Below are 2,762 nucleotides of genomic sequence, written 5' to 3' on the forward strand. Positions count from 1 at the left end.
GGATGGTGGTGTCCCACGACTACCGGCAGTTGAAGGCGCTGGCGGACCGGGTGCTGGTGGTGGCGAACAAGCAATGTGCTTACCTGGGCCCGCCGCAGGGCTTCCTGGAGTCCCCCGCGCCCGAGCTGCGCGGACTGACGGCGCCATTCATGGAGGGCGCGACGGATGGATGAGCGACGGCTGGAGTTGAAGGTGGGCGCCCTGGTGCTGTCCACCCTCGTGGGCGTGCTGGTGTTGCTGTGGCTGATGGGCGAGTTGAAGCTGGGCTCGGAGACGGGGCTGGCGGTGGACTTCGGCCACACGGGGAACGTGGTGGAGGGCGCCCCCGTGAAGCTGGGCGGCGTGCAGGTGGGCCGCGTACAGGACATCGAGCTCCAGCCCGAGCGGCGGGACGCGCAGGGCCGCCCGCTGCCCGTGCGAATGGAGCTGGCGGTGGCGCCGGAGGCGGTGGGCGCGCTGCGCAAGGACGCGCGCGTGACGGTGGCCACGGTGGGCATCCTGGGTGAGCCCTATCTGGAGCTGAACCCGGGCTCGGCGCAGGAGCGGCTGCCCGCGGGCACGGCCGTGCGGGGAACGGACGCGCCCCGGCTGGACGTCCTGGCCGAGCAGCTCACCCGCTTCGTGGACCTGCTGTCGCAAATGCTGGAGGAGGACCCGGAGGCCATCCGCGGCCTCGCGGCGAACGTGTCCCGGCTGGCGCGGACGCTGGACCAGTTGCTGACGGAGAACCGGGGCGACGTGAAGGTGCTGGCGTCCGAGCTGGCGGCGGCCTCGAAGGACCTGCGCCAGCTCGCGGGCCTGGCGCGCGAGGCCTTCCAGCCCGGGGGCAAGGGGGCGCGGCTGCTGGACGACGCGGCGGCGGTGGCCTCCGTGGCGCGCCGGGATTTGCCGGGGCTGACGAAGTCCGCCGGGACGACGCTGGACGCACTGGCGGCCGTGACGGGCCCGCTGGGGCCGGAGGACGGCGCGCGGGTGAAGCTCGCGCTGGAGCGGCTCACGGCGGCCTCCGGACAGTTGGAGAGCATCGCGGCCCGCGCGGACCGGGTGCTGGCGAAGCTGGAGGCCGGCGAGGGCACGGCGGGCGCGGTGCTCCAGGACGGCACGCTCTACGACGAGCTGCGCTCGCTGGTGACGGACCTCCGCAAGCACCCGTGGAAGGTGCTCTGGAAGGACTGAGAGAGCTGAGTTCGTGAGAGTGGCAACGGTGCGCTTGGGTCATCTGTTCATTCAGCGTTAGCGACATAGACAGCGAATCTTTCACCACTAGGAACTCGGCTACAGCACATCTAAAGCAATAACCGCCTCATACGTAGGCGGGAACATTATATCCACACGCCACACGAGCACGATTCAAAGCCCAGGACATTCAGGGCCAAGCACACATGCATCCGCCATTCTACGAGGCATAGACATGAGTCCAATTCACCACAGGTTAATTTAGACCCTCGCTCTACTCAAAAGGGCCTGCCGACCCCGCCAAAGCAACGCAAAACCATTCCTCCAAGCAAAACGAACGATGTCAGACCCAGGGCACATGATTCTAACGCGAAGGGACAAACTCACACCACCCACCCTTGGACACATTGAACCACATATACAACCAAAGACCTACACCGTGCAAATGAGCTCGCTCCAGACTGTGCCCCTTCGATGCCATCTAGACGTGAGCCCGACCTACTATCAGACTGCGCATATCGCGCATGACGAACTGGAAAGAGCAATTACTTCGGGAGCAGTTTGAGCGAAAAACACCTACACTACTCCTCGGGAGTGGAACATCAATCTCAACGGGAATTTCACTGGGACTATCAACAAACTTTCCGGGCATGCCGGCACTTGCCAAACGCTTCTACGAAAACATCTCAGACAGCGGATTCAGCAAAGAAGACCAACAAGCGTGGGCCTCATTCAAGCAGAGCTTTGACGCACTTGGCGCGGAGTGGTGGAACTTCAATTTGGAGGGTTTCTTAACCACACACCCACTACTAACCGAATCAGTGCTGCTGCGGCAAATTCGTGAACACACTGCGGAAGCTCTTATTGCGCCCCACGAGTCTCTCGCCAAACGACTAGAAACTGATCCTCGAGTCGCATACCCACTTCGCACATTGCTAGATCGGCTCCTACGCAGTGCCCCAGCAACCCATCCTGAATTGACGGTAGTCACACCCAACTACGACCTACTAGTCGAGTATTCAGCAGACCTACTGAACGTACCGTGTCTCACGGGCTTTACAGGCGGAATCCTCCGACAATGGCGACCTGAAATAGGATTTTCTCCTCCCAAGATACTTGGCGGCCCTGGTCAAAAATCCCCTCAAATTCGCAGAGTTCGCCTTATCAAACCACATGGCTCAACTGCATGGTATCAATCCACCAACGAGCCAAATCTAATTATTGAACAATTCTCAACACGCACACCCCATGGCAACTGGAACAGGTGCATGATTGCGCCAGGACCATCAAAGTATGCCGAAGCGCTAATGAATGTCTGTCGCGACCACATGCAATTGATGGACAACGCCTTCAAGAATGCGCAATTCCTGGTCATTGTCGGATATGGATTCAACGATCGACATCTCGAAGAGCACTTAAAGAGAAGCCTGGACCGAGGGATGGCAGCTGTCTATGCGACAAGAGAAATTTCAGAACAGGCGCTCAATACTTTCGTAAGACCATACCAGAATGTCACATGCATTACCAGCAATGGAACTCCAAACGGCAGCCGCGTATATTCGGGAGCCCATGAATGGCACCTGCCC

General features: G+C 60.5%; 2 protein-coding genes. Both read left to right on the top strand.

The features are described 5' to 3' along the window. Window positions 1–165: 165 nt before the first annotated feature. Complete coding sequence (locus G4D87_RS36355) at window positions 166–1,176, top strand: MlaD family protein (RefSeq protein ID WP_163787379.1); 1,011 nt, start codon at window positions 166–168, stop codon at window positions 1,174–1,176. Between the two features lie 524 nt (window positions 1,177–1,700). Continuing rightward, window positions 1,701–2,762, top strand: a 1,062-nt coding sequence (locus G4D87_RS36360) for an SIR2 family protein (protein ID WP_163787380.1), incomplete at its 3' end; no start/stop codon positions are given.

Source organism: Myxococcus vastator (assembly GCF_010894475.1).
In the GTDB taxonomy this organism is placed as follows: domain Bacteria; phylum Myxococcota; class Myxococcia; order Myxococcales; family Myxococcaceae; genus Myxococcus; species Myxococcus vastator.

Bases quoted from the DNA above. Each gene is read 5' to 3' on its own strand.
- G4D87_RS36355 (WP_163787379.1), top strand. From the start codon at position 166: ATGGATGAGCGACGGCTGGAGTTGAAGGTGGGCGCCCTGGTGCTGTCC.